Consider the following 16,932-nt stretch of genomic DNA (forward strand, 5'->3'; position numbering starts at 1 on the left):
CCCCGACGGTAGTGGATCGGGAACGTCTGCCGGCGGCAGTAACCTGGAATCCGTGCCCGATCCCTCGACGTACCGGCCTGCACCCGGGTCGATTCCCGTCGAGCCGGGGGTGTACCGGTTCCGAGACCCGCACGGCCGCGTGATCTACGTGGGCAAGGCCAAGAGCCTGCGCAGCCGGCTCAACTCCTACTTCGCCGACATCGGCGGCCTGGCGCCGCGGACGCGGCAGATGGTGATGGCCGCAGGCAGCGTCGAGTGGACGGTGGTCAACACCGAGGTCGAGGCGCTGCAGCTGGAATACAACTGGATCAAGGAGTTCGACCCGCGGTTCAACATCCGCTACCGCGACGACAAGTCGTACCCGGTGCTCGCGGTCACCTTGAACGAGGAGTACCCGCGGTTGATGGTGTACCGCGGGGCACGGCGCAAGGGCGTGCGGTACTTCGGTCCCTATTCGCACGCATGGGCCATTCGCGAGACGCTCGACCTGCTGACCCGAGTTTTCCCGTCGCGGACCTGTTCGGCGGGAGTTTTCAAGCGGCACAAACAGATCGACCGACCGTGCCTGCTGGGTTACATCGACAAGTGCTCGGCGCCGTGCGTCGACCGCGTGAGCGCCGATGAGCACCGCCGGATCGTCCTGGGCTTCTGCGACTTCCTGGCGGGCAAGACCGACCGGCTGGTCCGCGACATGGAACTGCAGATGAACGAGGCCGCCCAGCAACTGGACTTCGAGCGGGCCGCCAGGCTGCGCGACAACATCGGCGCGCTCAAGCGCGCGCTGGAGAAGCAGGCCGTCGTGTTCGGCGACGGCACCGACGCCGACGTGGTGGCCTTCGCCGACGACGAGTTGGAGGCCGCTGTGCAGGTCTTCCACGTTCGCGGCGGCCGGGTCCGCGGCCAGCGCGGGTGGATCGTCGAGAAGTCCGGAGAGCCAGGGGAATCCAGCCAGGAACACCTCGTCGAACAGTTCCTCACCCAGTTCTACGGTGAGCAGGCCGAACTGGACGGCGCGGCCGACGAGTCGTCGAACCCGGTGCCGCGACAGGTGCTGGCCCCGTGTCTGCCCGGCAACTCCGACGAGTTGGCGGCGTGGTTGACGCAGTTGCGGGGTTCACGGGTCGCACTGCGGGTGCCGCAGCGCGGGGACAAGCGCGCACTGGCAGAAACCGTCCGCCGCAACGCGCAGGACGCACTGGCGCAGCACAAGCTCAAGCGGGCCGGCGACTTCACCGCGAGAACTGCTGCGCTGCAGAGCATTCAGGATGCGCTGGGGTTGGCCGACGCGCCACTGCGCATCGAGTGCGTGGACATCAGCCATGTCCAGGGCACCGATGTGGTGGCGTCGCTGGTGGTGTTCGAGGACGGGCTGCCCCGTAAATCGGACTACCGGCACTACGCGATCAGGGCCGCCGCGGGCGGCGGCCGCTCCGACGACGTGGCCTCGATCGCCGAGGTGACCCGACGCCGGTTCTACCGCCACCTGCACGACACGGAGGATTTCAAAGGACCTGCGGCGCAAGATGATGGAGCCGCTGGCGCGGCTCCGGGGGGGAAGCCGCGAAAATTCGCCTACCCGCCGAACCTGTTCGTCGTCGACGGCGGAGCGCCGCAGGTCAATGCCGCGCAGGCGGTCCTCGACGATCTCGGCGTCAGCGACGTCGCGGTGATCGGGCTCGCCAAGCGGCTGGAAGAGGTGTGGGTGCCCGGGGAACCCGACCCGTTGATCATGCCCCGCAACAGCGAGGGTCTGTACCTGTTGCAGCGGGTGCGCGACGAAGCGCACCGGTTCGCGATCACCTACCACCGCAGCAAGCGGTCCAAGCGCATGACGGCCTCGGCGTTGGACTCGGTGCGCGGGCTCGGCGAGCACCGTCGCAAGGCGTTGGTGACCCACTTCGGATCGGTGGCCCGATTGAAGGAGGCGACCGTCGAGGAGATCACCGCCGTACCGGGTATCGGTGTGGCGACGGCACGTGCGGTGCTCGAGGCGCTCGGCGTCGCCCCCGATTCCGGCGCGCCCGGCGACGTAATCGGCGATGATCGGAGCAAGGTATCGGGATGACTGACCGGGGAATGCACGACGAACTGCGCGACGAGGCGAGTACCGATCCGGCACCCGTCGGCGGAGCGGGCGAATCAGATATCGACGTGGTCCTGGTCACCGGGCTGTCAGGGGCGGGCCGGGGTACCGCGGCCAAGGTGCTCGAGGATCTGGGCTGGTATGTGGCCGACAATCTGCCGCCGGAGCTGATCGCGCGGATGGTGGAACTGGGGCTGGCGGCGGGCTCGCGCATCACTCAGCTGGCCGTGGTGATGGATGTGCGCTCCCGCGGGTTCAGCGGGGACCTGGACTGGGTGCGCAAGGACCTGGCCACCCGCAACATCGCGCCGCGCGTGCTGTTCCTGGAGGCTTCGGACGACATCCTGGTCCGCCGTTACGAGCAGAACCGTCGCAGCCACCCCCTGCAGGGCAACCAGACCCTGGCCGAGGGCATCGCGGCCGAGCGGGCCCTGCTGGCGCCGGTGCGAGCGTCGGCCGACCTGGTGATCGACACGTCGACGCTGTCGGTGCCCGCGCTGCGGGAGAGCATCGAGCGCGCCTTCGGGGGCGAAACCGTTGCGCACACGAACGTCACGGTGGAATCGTTCGGGTACAAGTACGGGCTGCCGATGGACGCCGATACGGTGATGGATGTCCGGTTCCTGCCGAACCCGCACTGGGTGGACGATCTGCGGCCCCATACCGGGCAGCATCCCGCGGTGCGGGACTACGTCCTCGGCCAGACGGGTGCGGGGGAGTTTCTGGACACCTATCATCGGCTGCTCGATGTCGTCATCGACGGATACCGTCGCGAGGGGAAGCGCTATATGACCGTCGCCATCGGATGCACCGGCGGCAAGCATCGCAGTGTGGCCATCGCCGAGGCTCTGGCGGGTCGTCTGCAGGCGGGTGAGAACCTCACGGTGCGGGTGCTGCACCGGGATCTGGGTCGCGAATGAGCCCGCGGATCGTCGCCCTCGGGGGAGGGCACGGACTCTATGCCACGCTGTCGGCCGCCCGCAGGCTCACCCCACACGTCACCGCCATCGTCACGGTCGCCGACGACGGCGGCTCGTCGGGGCGGCTGCGCAGCGAACTGGACGTGGTGCCGCCGGGCGACCTGCGAATGGCCTTGGCGGCGTTGGCATCCGACAGTCCGCATGGGCGACTCTGGGCGACGATCATCCAGCACCGCTTCGGGGGCAGCGGTGCGCTCGCCGGGCACCCGATCGGCAACCTGATGCTGGCGGGCCTGTCCGAGGTGCTCGCCGATCCCGTCGCCGCGCTGGACGAGTTGGGCCGCATCCTCGGCGTCAAGGGCCGGGTGTTGCCGATGTGCCCCATGGGCCTGAGCATCGAGGCCGATGTGGCCGGCCTGGAGGCCGATCCGCGAATGAGCCGGGTGATCCGCGGGCAGGTGGCGATCGCCACCACCGTCGGCAAGGTCCGTCGGGTGCGGCTGCTGCCGGGGGATCCGCCGGCGACGCGGCAGGCCGTCGACGCGATCATGGCCGCCGACCTGGTGGTGCTGGGACCGGGTTCGTGGTTCACCAGCGTCATCCCCCACGTGCTGGTGCCCGACCTGGCGGCGGCGCTGCAGGCGACCACGGCGCGTCGGGCGCTTGTGCTCAACCTGGTGGCCGAGCCGGGGGAGACGGCGGGCTTCTCCGTGGAGCGGCACATCCACGTGTTGTCGCAGCACGCACCCGGGTTCACCGTGCACGACATCATCGTCGACGCGAGCCGGGTGCCCGGCGAGCGCGAACGCGATCAATTGCGGCGCACCGCGACGATTTTGGGTGCCCGAGTTGAGTTTGCTGACGTGTCCAGACCTGGTACACCTTTACATGACCCGGCGAGGTTGGCGGCGGCGCTGGACGGAGTACGCCTGCGTGGCGCGGCGCCGCCGGCGTCGACCGTGCCGACGCCGACGATGAATGGACCGAGAGGTGACGACCCGTGGCGATGACAGCCGAGGTCAAAGACGAGTTGAGCCGGCTGGTCGTCAATTCGGTCAGTGCGCGCCGCGCCGAAGTGGCCTCGCTGCTCCGCTTCGCCGGCGGGCTGCACATCGTGTCCGGGCGAGTGGTCGTCGAGGCGGAGGTCGACCTGGGCATCATCGCCAGGCGGCTGCGCAAGGACATCTACGACCTCTACGGCTACAACGCCGTCGTGCACGTGCTGTCGGCCAGCGGAATCCGCAAGAGCACCCGGTACGTCGTGAGGGTGGCCAAGGACGGTGAGGCGCTCGCCCGGCAGACGGGTTTGCTTGACCTGCGGGGCCGTCCGGTGCGCGGGCTGCCCGCACAGGTGGTCGGCGGCAATGTCGCCGACGCCGAAGCCGCCTGGCGGGGAGCGTTTCTGGCGCACGGATCGCTCACCGAACCGGGCCGCTCGTCGGCGCTCGAGGTCAGCTGCCCCGGCCCGGAGGCCGCGCTGGCGCTGGTGGGTGCGGCACGCAGGCTGGGCGTCAGCGCGAAGGCCAGAGAGGTGCGCGGCGCCGACCGCGTGGTGGTGCGCGACGGCGAGGCGATCGGCGCGTTGCTGACCCGGATGGGCGCGCAGGACACCCGGCTGACGTGGGAAGAGCGCCGGATGCGCCGCGAGGTGCGGGCTACCGCGAACCGGTTGGCGAACTTCGACGACGCGAACCTGCGGCGCTCCGCGCGGGCGGCCGTCGCCGCGGCGGCGCGGGTGGAGAGGGCGCTGCAGATCCTCGGCGACACGGTGCCCGACCACTTGGCGGCCGCCGGCAAGCTGCGCGTCGAGCACCGGCAGGCGTCGCTGGAGGAATTGGGCCGTCTCGCTGATCCGCCGATGACCAAAGATGCTGTGGCAGGACGTATCCGGCGCTTGTTGTCGATGGCCGACCGCAAGGCCAAGCAGGACGGCATCCCCGACACCGAGTCGGCCGTGACGCCGGACCTCCTCGAAGACGCCTGATCTTCGCCATGGAGACTCTCAGGGTCGGTGCGGCCTTTCCCGATCCGCCGTTCAACGGCATGCCCGACGACGCCGGCCTCGACATCGACCTGATGACCGCGCTGGCCGAACAGTTGAGCGCCACAGTCCAATTCGTCGCCTACGACGGAGCCGACTTCACCGGCATCTTCGATGGTCTCGGCGTCGACTACGACTGCGTCGCGTCAGGTACCACCGTCACTGGCGAGCGCGAGAAGAAGGCGGCGTTCCTCCCGCCGTACCTCATCTCCGGTCAGGCGCTGGCCGTCGACACCGGGCGGCTGCCCCACGTCCGCTCCGTCGACGACCTCACCGGGCTCACCGTCGGCGTGCAGCAGGGCAACACCAGCCAGCCGATCGCCGAGCGCCTCGTCGCCGAGGGCAAGGCCGCCGCCGTCCGGGTGTACGACTACGGCAACATCCGTTCGGCACTGACCGACCTCACCACCGGCGCGTGTGACGCGGTCATGAAACTGGCCCCCGTCCTCGCCGAACTCGTCAAGCCGATCGCCGGTGTCGAGGTCGTCCAGCGGGGTATCACGGTCGAGCACATTGCGATCTCCGTCGCACCCGGCGACCAGGCGTTGTTGGGCAGGCTCACCGTCGCCCAGGCCGAACTGGAGGCGGACGGCACCCTGCAGCAGATCCGCGGGAAATGGTTGGGCAACCCGTACGCAGACCAGGGTCTCGGCCGACTCTGACGGCGACCGGTCGGCGACCGGGTCCGCTACTCGTCGGCCGCCATGCGCTGCGCGACCTCGGCGGCCCGATAATCGTCGTCGCGCGCGGCTTCGTGCACTGCGACAGCCCTCAGATGCGTGGCGACGTCTCCGACACCCGACTCCGCGGCCCGCCGGTGTACCTCGGCGGCCCTGTCGTGGGCTTCGGCCGCGAGGTAGTGACGCTCCACGGCAACGAGGTGGGCGTGACGCGCCCGCGCATGCGCCTCCTTCGCGCGGACCGCGGCGGTCTCGACGTCGAGCGCGGTGACGACGCCACCCGCCTTCAACCGCGCCTTCAACTCGCGGAGCTCCGAAGCCCGTCGCGCCGCGACCGCGCCAGGATCACCATCGAGGTGACGAGCCTCAGGATCGACTGCCATTCGCTCATCGTCGATGCAGGTGTCGGGCGGTCGGCAGGGCCGAAGGTCATCGCCGCGACGTCCCGAAGGCCCCCTGACCGAGCGCTATCCCGCGCGTGCTGACCAGGTTGCCCTTGGCGGGAATCACACCACTAGGCTGGTCGCCGAGTACTACATCAGAGGCGACTAAGGAGACAGCGTGACCATCCGCGTAGGCGTGAACGGATTCGGCCGCATCGGGCGCAACTTCTTTCGGGCTCTCGATGCCCAGAAGGCCGACGGCAAGGCCACCGACATCGAGGTCATCGCGGTCAACGACCTCACCGACAACGCCACCCTGGCGCACCTGCTGAAGTTCGATTCGATCCTGGGCCGGCTGCCGTACGAGGTGAGCCTGGAAGGCGACGACACCATCGTCGTCGGCTCCACCAAGATCAAGGCCCTCGAGGTCAAGGAAGGCCCGGCGGCGCTGCCCTGGGGTGACCTGGGCGTGGACGTCGTCGTCGAGTCCACCGGCATCTTCACTGACGCCGCGAAGGCAAAAGGCCACCTCGACGCCGGCGCGAAGAAAGTCATCATCTCCGCCCCGGCCAAGGGCGAGGACCTGACCGTGGTGCTCGGCGTCAACGACGACCAGTACGACGGCAGCCAGAACATCATCTCCAACGCGTCGTGCACTACGAACTGCCTCGGCCCGCTGGCCAAGGTGCTCAATGACGAGTTCGGGATCGTCCGTGGCCTGATGACCACCGTGCACGCTTACACCCAGGACCAGAACCTGCAGGACGGCCCGCACAAGGACCTGCGCCGGGCGCGCGCGGCCGCGCTGAACATCGTGCCGACCTCCACCGGCGCCGCCAAGGCCATCGGGCTGGTGCTTCCCGAGCTGAAGGGCAAGCTCGACGGCTACGCCCTGCGGGTGCCGATTCCCACCGGGTCGGCGACCGACCTGACCGCCGAGCTGAGCAAGTCGGCCAGCGCCGAGGAGATCAACGCCGCCTTCAAGGCCGCCGCGGAGGGTCCGCTCAAGGGCATCCTCAAGTACTACGACGAACCGATCGTCTCCAGCGACATCGTCACCGACCCGCACAGCTCGATCTTCGACTCGGGCCTGACCAAGGTCATCGACAACCAGGCCAAGGTCGTGTCGTGGTACGACAACGAGTGGGGCTACTCCAACCGCCTCGTCGACCTCGTCGCGCTGGTCGGCAAGTCCCTGTAACCGTGGCGATCCGGACTCTGGAAGATCTTCTCTCCGAGGGTGTTTCGGGGCGCGGCGTGCTGGTCCGCTCGGACCTCAACGTCCCGCTCGAGTACCTGGATGGCACCATCGCCCGAATTTCTGATCCGGGCCGCATCATCGCCTCGGTGCCGACGCTGAAGGCGCTGTCCGACGCGGGCGCGAAGGTCGTCGTCACCGCGCACCTGGGCCGCCCCAAAGGCACCCCGGATCCGACGCTGTCGCTGGCCCCGGTCGCCAACGCGCTGGGAGAGCAGCTGGGCCGCCATGTCCAACTGGCCGGCGACGTCGTCGGCGCCGACGCGCTGGCCCGCTCCGAAGGCCTCACCGACGGGGACATCCTGCTGCTGGAGAACATCCGCTTCGATCCGCGGGAGACCAGTAAGGACGACAACGAGCGGCTGGCGCTGGCCAAGCAGCTGGTCGACCTCGTCGGGGACGGTGGCGCCTTCGTCTCCGACGGTTTCGGTGTGGTGCATCGCAAGCAGGCGTCGGTGTACGACGTCGCGACCCTGCTGCCGCACTACGCGGGCACCTTGGTGGCCACCGAGGTCAAGGTGCTCGAGCAGCTGACCAGTTCGACCGACAAGCCGTATGCCGTGGTCCTCGGCGGGTCGAAGGTGTCCGACAAGCTCGCGGTGATCGAGAACCTGGCGACCAAGGCCGACAGCCTGGTGATCGGCGGTGGGATGTGCTTCACGTTCCTTGCCTCGCAAGGCGTTTCGGTCGGCAGCTCGCTGCTCGAAGAGGGCATGATCGACACCTGTCGCAAGCTGCTCGAAGACTACGGCGACGTCATCCATGTGCCGGTCGACATCGTGGTCGCCGACGAGTTCAAGGCGGACTCGCCGTCGGAAACCGTTGCCGCCGATCGCATACCCGACGGCAAGATGGGTCTCGACATCGGCCCGGAGTCGGTGAAGCGGTTCACCGCGCTGCTGTCCAATGCCAGGACGATCTTCTGGAACGGCCCGATGGGGGTGTTCGAATTCCCTGCCTTCGCGGCGGGCACCAAGGGCGTCGCCGAGGCGATCATCGGCGCCACCGGCAAGGGGGCGTTCAGCGTCGTCGGCGGCGGCGACTCCGCGGCCGCGGTGCGACAACTCGGCCTCGACGAGGAGGGGTTCTCGCACATTTCCACCGGCGGCGGAGCGTCGCTGGAATACCTTGAGGGCAAGCAACTGCCCGGCATCGCCGTTCTAGAAGAGTGAGAGGTTTCAGAGTCGTGAGCCGCAAGCCGCTGATCGCCGGCAACTGGAAGATGAACCTCAACCACTTCGAGGCCATCGCGCTGGTTCAGAAGATCGCCTTCGCCCTGCCGGCGAAGTACTTCGACAAGGTCGACGTCACGGTGATCCCGCCGTTCACCGATCTGCGCAGTGTGCAGACGCTGGTGGACGGTGACAAGCTGCTGCTGACCTACGGCGCACAGGACCTCTCGCAGCACGACTCGGGTGCCTACACCGGTGACACCAGCGGTGCGTTCCTGGCCAAACTCGGCTGCACCTACGTCGTCGTCGGGCACTCCGAGCGGCGCACCTACCACCACGAGGACGACGCGATCGTGGCCGCCAAGGCCGCCGCCGCGTTCCGGCACGGCGTGGTGCCGATCGTCTGCATCGGTGAGCAACTCGAGGTGCGTGAGGCGGGCAACCACGTCGAACACAACGTCGAGTCGCTGCGCGGGTCGCTGGCCGGGCTGTCGGCCGAGCAGATCGGCCAGGTGGTCATTGCCTATGAGCCCGTGTGGGCCATCGGCACGGGCCGGGTGGCCGGCGCGGCCGACGCGCAGGAGGTCTGCAAGGCCATCCGAGACGAGCTCGGCAAGCTGGCGACACCGCAGCTAGCCGCCGGGGTCCGCGTGCTCTACGGCGGCTCGGTGAACGCCAAGAACGTCGGCGAGATCGTCGCGCAGGAAGACGTCGACGGCGCGCTGGTCGGCGGGGCGTCGCTGGACGGCGAGCAGTTCGCCACCCTGTCGGCCATCGCGGCCGGCGGGCCCCTGCCCTAACCGTATTGACGGCCCGCCGTCGTGCTGTATGACGGCCCGCAGTCGTGCTGTATTGACGGCCCGCCGTCGTAACCGCCACCGCCGATTCGGTAGTCTTGCGGCCATGGAATTGGCCCTGCAGATCACCCTGGTCGTGACCAGCGTCCTGGTCGTGCTCCTGGTGCTGCTGCATCGCGCCAAGGGCGGCGGCCTGTCGACCCTGTTCGGCGGCGGCGTTCAGTCCAGCTTGTCGGGCTCGACGGTGGTGGAGAAGAACCTCGACCGGCTGACGTACTTCGTCACCGGGATCTGGGTGGTGTCGATCGTCGGCGTGGCGCTGCTGATCAAGTACAGCTGACCTGAGCGTTTACTCATCCTGCGGGCAGTCGCGCCGGAGTCGATACTTGAGGCATGGCTGAAGTCGCCGGACTGGAACCGATCGGCGCGGTCAGGCGAACCCAGGTGGGCCGCGAGGCCACCGAGCCGATGCGTGAGGACATCCGTCTGCTGGGCGCGATCCTCGGCGACACCGTCCGCGAACAGAACGGCGAGGAGGTGTTCGACCTCGTCGAGCGCGCCCGCGTGGAGTCGTTCCGGGTGCGTCGCTCCGAGATCGAGCGCGCCGACATGGCGGGCATGTTCGACGGTATCGACATCCACCAGGCCATCCCCGTCATCCGCGCCTTCACCCATTTCGCGTTGCTGGCCAACGTCGCCGAGGACATCCACCGCGAGCGGCGTCGCGCGGTCCATGTCGCCGCGGGTGAACCGCCGCAGAACAGCAGCCTGGCCGCCACCTACGCCAAACTCGACTCGGTCAGCCTGGATTCACAGACGGTTGCCGACGCGCTGACCGGTGCGTTGGTGTCGCCGGTGATCACCGCGCATCCCACCGAGACCAGGCGCCGGACCGTCTTCGACACCCAACACCGCATCACCGAGTTGATGCGGCTGCGCCTGCACGGGCACTCGAGCACCGACGACGGCCGCGACATCGAGTGCGAACTGCGCCGCCACATCCTCACGCTGTGGCAGACCGCGCTGATCCGGTTGTCGCGATTGAAGATCCAGGACGAGATCGAAACCGGATTGCGCTACTACCCGGCCGCCTTCTTCGAAGTCATCCCCGCCGTCAACGCCGGTGTCCGGACAGCTCTGCAGCACCGGTGGCCTGATGCCGAGTTGCTGCACGAGCCGATGGTCCGGCCCGGGTCGTGGATCGGCGGCGACCGCGACGGCAACCCGAACGTCACCGCCGACGTGGTGCGCCTCGCCACGGGCAGCGCGGCGTACACCGCGCTGGACCACTACTTCGCCGAGATCACCGCGCTGGAGGAGGAACTGTCGATGTCGGCGCGGCTGGTGCGGATCAGCGGCGAGCTCGCCGCACTGGCCGACCGGTGCCACGAGCCCGCACGCGCGGACGAACCGTACCGCCGCGCGCTGCGCGTCATCCACGGCAGGCTGACCGCGACGGCGCGCGAGATCCTCGACCGCCAGCCCGAGCACGAACTGGAGCTGGGCCTCGAGCGCTACCGAACACCCGCGGAGTTACTGGCCGACCTCGACGTCGTCGACGCGTCGCTGCGGGCCAACGGCAGTGCGGTGCTCGCCGACGACCGCCTGGCCCGGCTGCGAGAGTCGGTGCACGTCTTCGGCTTTCACCTGTCCGGCTTGGACATGCGGCAGAACTCCGAGGTGCACGAGGAGGTCGTCGCCGAGCTGCTGGCATGGGCCGGTGTGCACCCGGACTACCGCTCGCTAGACGAGCCCGAGCGGGTGGAGTTGCTTGCGGCCGAGCTGGCGAGCCGGCGTCCGCTGACCAGAGACGGTGCGACGCTGTCGGAGCTGGCGCGCAAGGAACTCGACATCGTGGCCGCGGCCGCGCGCGCCGTCGAGGTCTTCGGACCGCGAGCCGTGCCCAACTACATCATCTCGATGTGCCAGTCGGTGTCCGACATGCTCGAGGCGGCTGTCCTGCTCAAGGAGGTGGGCCTGCTCATCCCGGGTGACGGGGCGTCGAGTCCCTCTTACCCGGTGGGCATCGTCCCACTGTTCGAGACCATCGACGACCTGCAGCGCGGCTCGTCGATTCTCGAAGCGGCACTTGACCTTCCGGCCTACCGAGCGATGGTGTCGGCCCGCGGCGAGAGCCAGGAAGTGATGCTCGGCTACTCCGACTCCAACAAGGACGGCGGATATCTGGCTGCGAACTGGGCGCTGTACCGTGCCGAACTCGACCTCGTCGAGTCGGCACGCAAGACCGGAATCAGGTTGCGCCTGTTCCACGGACGTGGCGGGACGGTGGGCCGCGGCGGCGGCCCGAGCTACGACGCGATTCTCGCGCAGCCGCCGGGAGCGGTGAACGGGTCGCTGCGCATCACCGAACAGGGCGAGGTCATCGCCGCCAAGTACGCCGAACCGCAGATCGCGCACCGTAACCTCGAGACCCTGGTGGCCGCGACGCTGGAGGCCACGCTGCTCGACGTGGAGGGCCTCGGAGACGCCGCCGGACCCGCCTACGAGGTGCTCGACGATCTCGCCGCGCGCGCCCGACGGGCATACGCCGAATTGGTGCACGAAACACCGGGTTTCGTCGAGTACTTCAAGGCATCGACACCGGTCAGTGAGATCGGCGCGCTCAACATCGGCAGCAGGCCGACGTCCCGCAAGCCGACGACGTCCATCGCCGACCTGCGTGCGATCCCGTGGGTGCTGGCGTGGAGCCAGTCGCGCGTGATGCTGCCCGGCTGGTACGGCACCGGCGCGGCATTCGAGCAGTGGATCGCCGAGGGCGACGGCCGCCTCGAAGTGCTGCAGGACCTGTATCGGCGGTGGCCGTTCTTCAGCACTGTGCTGTCGAACATGGCGCAGGTGCTGGCGAAGTCCGACCTCGGCCTTGCCGCGCACTACTCCGAATTGGTCGACGACGAACAGTTGCGGCGCCGGGTGTTCGACAAGATCGCGGCCGAACACGAGCGCACGATTCGCATGCACAAGCTCATCACCGGCCAGGACGACCTGCTCGCCGACAATCCCTCGCTGGCGCGTTCGGTGTTCAATCGTTTTCCGTATCTGGAACCGCTCAACCACCTGCAGGTCGAGTTGTTGCGGCGCTACCGGTCCGGCGACGACGACGAACTCGTCCAGCGCGGCATCCTGCTCACCATGAGCGGCCTGGCCACCGCCCTGCGCAATAGCGGTTAGGGCACGGGTCGGCGGCCGGGTATTGACACTTGGTCGGCGAGATGTAAAGTCGGAGCAACCTTAACTGAAAACATGGTTTTCGTTTAAGGGTGCGCTGACGAGTGGAGAGCAGTTGAGCGACGCAAACCCGGCGGCCTGGTTGCCGCACTCCATCGCCGAAGCGGCGCTGTCCGGTCGCGGCGAGGCCGATCTGCCCGCCGCCTGGGCGCACCTGCTGGATCGGTTGGCCACCGCCGGTGATCTCGTCGCGTCAAGCGAGGTCAATCGCAACAATGTCGACCGCGCATCGGGCACGAGGCACCTTCTGGTCCTGCTGGCGGTCGGGGTCGACGAGGCGTTGCGAGCCGACCCGGATCCCGTTCTCGCCGTGTCGCGCACCAGCACCGACGACATCCTGACCTGGGGAATGGAGTGCCCGGACTGCATCTACCTGCGCGCCACGCTGCGGGGTGGGGAAACGTACCGACTCTTCGGCAATCGGGGCACGGCGCGTTACGTCGGTCTTCAGACCATGGACGGGATCGCGTCGACCGCCAACTGCCTGGTCGACGACCTCGAGGTGGGCGAGGACGGGAACTTCGAAGTCGTGCTGTCGCGAGAACGACAGCCCGGCAACTGGCTTCGCGTGGCCGGCGATCATCCCACCCTGGTGGTGCGCCACTTCTTCTACGACTGGGAGGCCGAGAAACCGTCTTCACTGCAGATCCAGCGTATCGGCGACGCGGTCGAGCCGGAGGTTCGCCTCATCCCGTCCGATGTGGCGGTGTCACAACAGATTCGAGCGCTGGGCGACTTCGTGCACGACAACCTGCAGTTCTTCCTCGACTTCAACGCGGGCCCACCCACCAACGGGTTCATGTCCCCGATCGACCGAAGCGACATCGGCGCCGCCGCGGAGAACCGTCCGGTCATCGGCCGATACGATCTCGGACCGGACGAGGCGCTCATCCTGGAGGTAGCACCGCCCGACGGTGTCTACTGGGGTTATTCACTGGGCAACCAGTGGTGGGAGACCATCCACTACGGTCGCCATCAATCCAGCCTCAACGCCCATCAGGCCGTGATCGACTCCGACGGGATCCTCCGCGTAGTGATCAGCGCGCGCGATCCCGGGGTCGCCAATTGGCTCGACACGGCCGGGCACAGCAACGGGGCGATGATCCTGCGCTGCGTACGCACCGAAACCGCGCCCACCCCGAGTGCACGTGTGGTCGCATTCGCTGACATCTCGTCGGAATTGCCGCCCGGCACCGCGGTGGTCGGCCCACGACAACGGGCGGCCATCATCGCCGCGCGACGCCGCGCTGTACACGCGAGATTCTCCCGATGACGTTCACCGCCGACGAACTCGAGGACGGGGCGCGCCGCGCGACGGGACTCTGCGATTTCGGCTCGCCCTACTATCGCGAGGGGCTCGAGCGCACCGTTGAGGCGTTGAACCACGAAGCCGATCTGACCGATATGGGCCGCGTCATTCAGCACGCGACGATCAGCAACGCCCTCATCCAACGGCTACGCATCGTCGACACCTACAAGCAGCATCCCGAGATCGACGACGAAGTCGTCGGCGGACCGGTGTTCGTGATCGGACTGCCCCGTACCGGCACGACGGCGCTGAGTCAACTCGTGGCCAGTGATCCCCAATTCCGGTCGTTGCGGCTCTGGGAATCGCAGGCCTGCACGCCGCCACCGGAAGCCGCCACCCAGCACGACGATCCGCGGATCGCCCAGGCCGCCGCGGGAATCGCGATGATGGACAACATGTTCCCGCGCATGCGGTCGATGATGAACTCGGAGCCGCAAGCCGCCACCGAATGTCAGGACCTGATGGGGATGAGCTTCCGCACTTTCCATTTCGACGGGGTGGTGCGCGTTCCGGGATACCTCGAGTGGCTGCTGCAATGTGACATGCGGGAGACCTATGTCTTCCACCGGCAGGTGCTCAAACTGCTTCAGTGGCACTGCCCGCCGACCCTCTGGCATCTGCGCACCCCGGTGCACATGTTCGCCCTCGATGCGCTCGTCGCGGCCTATCCGAACGCCAGATTCCTTTGGAGCCACCGCGATCCGGCCAAGGTGCTCGGGTCGGTGTGCAGCCTCATCAGGTACGTGCGCAGCTGGAGTAGCGACCGCGACGACGCTCACGAACTGGGCGCAGAGCAGCTGGCAAGCTGGGCGGAGGCAGTTAGGCGCGCGATGGATTTCCGCAACCGCGTCGGCGACGACCGGTTCGTCGACGTGTCCTTCGCCGAGCTCTCCGCCGATCCCATCGGCACCTTGGAACGCGGTTACACCCGGCTCGGGCTGCCCCTCACCGAGCAAGCACGCCGGCGGGTGCGGGAGTGGGCGGACGGGCACCGGCCGGGCTCGCGGGGCGAGCACGTCTACGACCTCGCCGACTACGGCCTCGCCGCGGGTCAAGTGCGTGAATGTTTCGCGGAATACCTCGCGACGTACGACGCGAGCGCATGACCGACGTCGTCAAGCGGAAGCGAAAGAAGCTGGATCCCGACCCCGGGATCCGCCAGACACTCGTGGAGGCGGCCACCGAAATCCTCCGCGAGGAGGGGGCGGCCGCAGTCAATGTCGCACGGGTTCTCGATCGCTCCGCGCTCAGTACCCGTGCGTTCTACCGGCATTTCGACTCCAAGGACGCCCTCGTCGCCGCGGTGTTCCTTCGGATGGCGCAGAGCGAGGCCCGCAGGCTCAAGCGGAAGATGGCAGCAGTGGCCGGTCCTGCGGAAGCGGTGGTGGCGTGGATCGACGGACGCCTGGACCTCGCCTTCGACGACCAGATCCGATCCGATTTGCGACGGCTGTCCCTGGAGGCGCAGACGCAGATGTTCGCCGCACCCCAGTTGATCGGCGATGCGTACCGCGAGATCCTCAAGCCGCTTGTGCAGCAGCTCGAAGTGGGTCGAGACGCCGGCTTGTTCCCCGATGTCGACCCCGCTGCGGTCGCACTGTCGATTCACGGTGCGATCTGGGCAAGTGTCGAGCGCCAATGGGCAACGGGCGACTGCGATCGAGTTGATGTTCGCGAACAGGTGGTGCGCTTCTGCATGCGCGGACTCGGCGTCACCCACGTCGACGGAAGGTAACGCGATGGACCTGGGACTGGCGGGATCGGCGGCTGTCGTGACGGGAGGCAGCAAGGGCATGGGCCTGGCGATCGCCACCACGCTGGCCGAAGAGGGCGCGAGGGTCGCCGTGATGGCCAGAGGCGCAGCAGCCCTCGAGGAGGCGGTGGCGACGCTAAGCGCGGCCGGATCACCCGACACCCTCGGAATCAGGGTCGACATGTCCGACGCTGCCTCGATCGCCGCGGGCTTCGCCTGCATCGCCGAGCGGTGGGGAGTGCTCAACAGCCTGGTGCACACGATAGGGCCCGGCGACGGCTACTTCGAGGAGATGACCGACTCGCAGTGGGAAGAGGCCTTCGCGTTGGGAACGATGTCGGCGGTGCGCTCGATCCGAGCGGCGTTGCCGATGTTGCGGGCCGCGGAATGGTCGAGGATCGTCACGCTGTCGGCTCATTCGATACAACGGCAGAACCCCCGGATCGTGGCGTACACGGCGTCGAAAGCGGCCTTGAGCAGTGTCACCAAGAACCTGTCCAAAAGCCTTGCCTCGGACGGGATTCTCGTCAACTGCGTCTGTCCGGGCACCATCGTCACGGCGAGCTTCACCGAGAACCTCAAGGAGGTCCTCGCCGCCGACGGTCTGGACGCCGCTGACCCCACGGACGTGATGACCTGGATCGACAGAAATTTTCACCAGCCGTGTGATCTCGGACGCGCGGGTCTGCCCGAGGAGATCGCCTCGATCACCGCTTACCTGGTGTCGAGACGCAACGGGTATGTCACCGGAGCCACCGTCAACGTCGACGGTGGCTCGGATTTCGTCTGAGCGCCGCCACGGGTGCGGCAAAGGAGGGTTCTCGATCGCCGCTACAGGCCGGTGGTGCGGCGCACCTTGTTGACCGCCCCGCGCACCACCTGTTCGGTCGCGGCCAGCGGCATGATCACGGACTCGCCCATGCCGACGATGCGCTCCACGCGCTCGACGATGCCTTCCATTCGGTCCACCACCGCGTTGAGCCGCGGTGCGAGCGCGTTGATCTGGTTGATGGTGTCGTTGAACCGCTCGAGTGTGGAGTCCAGATTCGCCGTCGAATTGTTCAAGTCCTCGAGGGTTTCGCTCAGCCCCTCCAGGATGGTGTCGACCTGCTCGACCGTGACGTCGGCGTTGAGCGCCGCCTGCGCCAGCTTCCTGATGCGCTCCGGCCCGGTGCGTACCGGCCTACCACCCTTGTCTGCCATGACGGTCATTATGACCACACCGGTGGAACTGCCGCGTGGATGTCCCCCGTCACCGACATGATGAATGGGGATGGGCGGCGGGAAATG

General features: G+C 67.8%; 16 protein-coding genes. 14 read left to right on the forward strand and 2 right to left on the reverse strand.

Annotated elements, in window-relative coordinates:
* Nucleotides 1-52 precede the first annotated feature (52 nt).
* The 5 genes from uvrC to ABGB19_RS19540 are packed head-to-tail and all read left to right on the forward strand — an operon-like array spanning nt 53 to nt 5,706.
* Complete coding sequence (uvrC, locus tag ABGB19_RS19520) at nt 53-2,065, forward strand: excinuclease ABC subunit UvrC (protein WP_347687639.1); 2,013 nt, start codon at nt 53-55, stop codon at nt 2,063-2,065.
* Nucleotides 2,062-3,003 carry an RNase adapter RapZ gene (gene rapZ, locus ABGB19_RS19525; RefSeq protein ID WP_347687640.1) on the forward strand — a complete coding sequence of 314 codons (942 nt, stop codon included), beginning with the start codon at nt 2,062-2,064 and terminating at the stop codon, nt 3,001-3,003. Before uvrC ends, rapZ begins: the two co-directional genes overlap by 4 nt.
* The gene (gene yvcK / locus ABGB19_RS19530) at nt 3,000-4,013 is read left to right on the forward strand and encodes a uridine diphosphate-N-acetylglucosamine-binding protein YvcK (protein ID WP_347687641.1); all 1,014 of its coding nucleotides are present in this window, start codon (nt 3,000-3,002) and stop codon (nt 4,011-4,013) included. The genes rapZ and yvcK overlap by 4 nt, the downstream gene beginning before the upstream one ends.
* Complete coding sequence (gene whiA, locus ABGB19_RS19535) at nt 4,010-4,987, forward strand: DNA-binding protein WhiA (protein ID WP_347687821.1); 978 nt, start codon at nt 4,010-4,012, stop codon at nt 4,985-4,987. The genes yvcK and whiA overlap by 4 nt, the downstream gene beginning before the upstream one ends.
* An 8-nt stretch (nt 4,988-4,995) precedes the next feature.
* Nucleotides 4,996-5,706: an ABC transporter substrate-binding protein gene (locus tag ABGB19_RS19540; RefSeq protein ID WP_347687642.1), complete on the forward strand. Its 711-nt coding sequence runs from the start codon at nt 4,996-4,998 to the stop codon at nt 5,704-5,706.
* Between the two features lie 26 nt (nt 5,707-5,732).
* Here the strand turns inward: ABGB19_RS19540 and ABGB19_RS19545 are convergent, their stop codons facing one another.
* The gene (locus ABGB19_RS19545; RefSeq protein ID WP_347687643.1) at nt 5,733-6,107 is read right to left on the reverse strand and encodes a hypothetical protein; all 375 of its coding nucleotides are present in this window, start codon (nt 6,105-6,107) and stop codon (nt 5,733-5,735) included.
* 178 nt (nt 6,108-6,285) lie between these two features.
* Here ABGB19_RS19545 and gap point away from each other — a divergent pair, with 178 nt between their 5' ends.
* The 9 genes from gap to ABGB19_RS19590 all read left to right on the forward strand — a co-directional run bounded on the left by gap (nt 6,286) and on the right by ABGB19_RS19590 (nt 16,432).
* Complete coding sequence (gap, locus tag ABGB19_RS19550) at nt 6,286-7,308, forward strand: type I glyceraldehyde-3-phosphate dehydrogenase (protein ID WP_347687644.1); 1,023 nt, start codon at nt 6,286-6,288, stop codon at nt 7,306-7,308.
* Nucleotides 7,309-7,310: 2 nt separating this feature from the next.
* The gene (locus tag ABGB19_RS19555; RefSeq protein ID WP_347687645.1) at nt 7,311-8,537 is read left to right on the forward strand and encodes a phosphoglycerate kinase; all 1,227 of its coding nucleotides are present in this window, start codon (nt 7,311-7,313) and stop codon (nt 8,535-8,537) included.
* A gap of 14 nt (nt 8,538-8,551) precedes the next feature.
* Nucleotides 8,552-9,337, forward strand: a complete 786-nt coding sequence (gene tpiA, locus ABGB19_RS19560) for a triose-phosphate isomerase (RefSeq protein WP_347687646.1) — start codon at nt 8,552-8,554, stop codon at nt 9,335-9,337.
* Nucleotides 9,338-9,440: 103 nt separating this feature from the next.
* A complete protein-coding gene (secG, locus tag ABGB19_RS19565) occupies nt 9,441-9,674 on the forward strand; it encodes a preprotein translocase subunit SecG (RefSeq protein ID WP_347687647.1) in 234 nt (77 codons plus the stop codon).
* Nucleotides 9,675-9,727: 53 nt separating this feature from the next.
* The gene (ppc, locus tag ABGB19_RS19570) at nt 9,728-12,523 is read left to right on the forward strand and encodes a phosphoenolpyruvate carboxylase (RefSeq protein WP_347687648.1); all 2,796 of its coding nucleotides are present in this window, start codon (nt 9,728-9,730) and stop codon (nt 12,521-12,523) included.
* Nucleotides 12,524-12,635: 112 nt separating this feature from the next.
* Nucleotides 12,636-13,853 carry a DUF1214 domain-containing protein gene (locus tag ABGB19_RS19575; RefSeq protein WP_347687649.1) on the forward strand — a complete coding sequence of 406 codons (1,218 nt, stop codon included), beginning with the start codon at nt 12,636-12,638 and terminating at the stop codon, nt 13,851-13,853.
* Nucleotides 13,850-14,995 carry a sulfotransferase gene (locus tag ABGB19_RS19580; protein ID WP_347687650.1) on the forward strand — a complete coding sequence of 382 codons (1,146 nt, stop codon included), beginning with the start codon at nt 13,850-13,852 and terminating at the stop codon, nt 14,993-14,995. Before ABGB19_RS19575 ends, ABGB19_RS19580 begins: the two co-directional genes overlap by 4 nt.
* A complete protein-coding gene (locus tag ABGB19_RS19585; protein ID WP_347687651.1) occupies nt 14,992-15,624 on the forward strand; it encodes a TetR/AcrR family transcriptional regulator in 633 nt (210 codons plus the stop codon). The genes ABGB19_RS19580 and ABGB19_RS19585 overlap by 4 nt, the downstream gene beginning before the upstream one ends.
* Before the next feature lie 4 nt (nt 15,625-15,628).
* On the forward strand, nt 15,629-16,432 hold the full coding sequence (locus ABGB19_RS19590; RefSeq protein ID WP_347687652.1) for an SDR family NAD(P)-dependent oxidoreductase: 804 nt from the start codon (nt 15,629-15,631) through the stop codon (nt 16,430-16,432).
* 41 nt (nt 16,433-16,473) lie between these two features.
* Here ABGB19_RS19590 and ABGB19_RS19595 read toward each other — a convergent pair whose 3' ends face one another.
* On the reverse strand, nt 16,474-16,845 hold the full coding sequence (locus tag ABGB19_RS19595) for an ATPase (protein WP_347687653.1): 372 nt from the start codon (nt 16,843-16,845) through the stop codon (nt 16,474-16,476).
* Nucleotides 16,846-16,932 lie beyond the last annotated feature (87 nt).

It is taken from the genome of Mycobacterium sp. B14F4, assembly GCF_039871645.1.
Taxonomy (GTDB): Bacteria; Actinomycetota; Actinomycetes; order Mycobacteriales; family Mycobacteriaceae; genus Mycobacterium.

What these genes read in the sequence shown, in the direction of transcription:
- rapZ (WP_347687640.1), top strand. Translation starts at nt 2,062, where the DNA reads ATGACTGACCGGGGAATGCACGACGAACTGCGCGACGAGGCGAGTACC.
- yvcK (WP_347687641.1), top strand. Translation starts at nt 3,000, where the DNA reads ATGAGCCCGCGGATCGTCGCCCTCGGGGGAGGGCACGGACTCTATGCC.
- whiA (WP_347687821.1), top strand. Translation starts at nt 4,010, where the DNA reads ATGACAGCCGAGGTCAAAGACGAGTTGAGCCGGCTGGTCGTCAATTCG.
- ABGB19_RS19540 (WP_347687642.1), top strand. Translation starts at nt 4,996, where the DNA reads ATGGAGACTCTCAGGGTCGGTGCGGCCTTTCCCGATCCGCCGTTCAAC.
- ABGB19_RS19545 (WP_347687643.1), bottom strand. Translation starts at nt 6,107, where the DNA reads ATGGCAGTCGATCCTGAGGCTCGTCACCTCGATGGTGATCCTGGCGCG.
- secG (WP_347687647.1), top strand. Translation starts at nt 9,441, where the DNA reads ATGGAATTGGCCCTGCAGATCACCCTGGTCGTGACCAGCGTCCTGGTC.
- ppc (WP_347687648.1), top strand. Translation starts at nt 9,728, where the DNA reads ATGGCTGAAGTCGCCGGACTGGAACCGATCGGCGCGGTCAGGCGAACC.
- ABGB19_RS19580 (WP_347687650.1), top strand. Translation starts at nt 13,850, where the DNA reads ATGACGTTCACCGCCGACGAACTCGAGGACGGGGCGCGCCGCGCGACG.
- ABGB19_RS19585 (WP_347687651.1), top strand. Translation starts at nt 14,992, where the DNA reads ATGACCGACGTCGTCAAGCGGAAGCGAAAGAAGCTGGATCCCGACCCC.
- ABGB19_RS19590 (WP_347687652.1), top strand. Translation starts at nt 15,629, where the DNA reads ATGGACCTGGGACTGGCGGGATCGGCGGCTGTCGTGACGGGAGGCAGC.
- ABGB19_RS19595 (WP_347687653.1), bottom strand. Translation starts at nt 16,845, where the DNA reads ATGGCAGACAAGGGTGGTAGGCCGGTACGCACCGGGCCGGAGCGCATC.